This window comes from Prescottella equi, from assembly GCF_002094305.1.
Lineage (GTDB): Bacteria > Actinomycetota > Actinomycetes > Mycobacteriales > Mycobacteriaceae > Prescottella > Prescottella equi.
Map to the genome: position 1 here is coordinate 1 of NZ_LWTX01000029.1, position 688 is coordinate 688.

Annotated in this window: 1 protein-coding gene; it reads left to right on the forward strand. The window is 65.6% G+C overall.

What is annotated here, in order from left to right; translation table 11 throughout:
* Positions 1 to 688: DegT/DnrJ/EryC1/StrS family aminotransferase (locus A6I89_RS24245; protein WP_139811880.1), on the forward strand; the 688-nt coding region annotated here is incomplete at both ends.

Sequence of the window (688 nt, forward strand, 5' to 3'; positions counted from 1 at the left end):
TGAAGATCGGCAAGAACGTCGCCGAGATGGAGCGCAAGGTCGCCGACCTGTACGGCAAGAAGCTGGGCCTGATGTGCAACTCGGGATCGTCCGCGTTGTACCTGGCGCTCGAGCTGCTGGATCTGCCCAAGGGCTCCGAGGTGATCACCTCGCCGCTGACGTTCTCGACGGACGTCTCGCCGATCGTGCGGGGCGGCTGGGTGCCGGTGTTCGTCGATGTCGAGCCCGACACCTACAACGTCGACGTCGGCAAGATCGAGGAGCTGATCACCGACAAGACCAAGGCGATCCTGGTGCCGAACCTCGCCGGCAACGCCCCCGACTGGGACGTCATCCGCGAGATCGCCGACAAGCACGACCTGAAGGTCATCGAGGATTCGTGCGACTGCATCGGAACCACCCTGCGCGGCACCAAGACCGGCTCGCGCTCGGACATCACGGTCACCAGCTTCGCGATGGCGCACATCATCACGGCCGCCGGCAACGGCGGCATGGTGTGCCTCGACGACGAGAAGCTGCGCGACAAGGGCCTGATGCTGCGCCGGTGGGGACGCCGATCCGAGCCGCACCTGTTCGGGTCCGAGCAGGCTCGCACCGGACGCGTCTTCCGTGAGGACCTCGACGGCGTCGCGTACGACAACGACTTCATCTTCGACGTCCTGCCGTGGAACTTCGAGCCGTCGGAGCT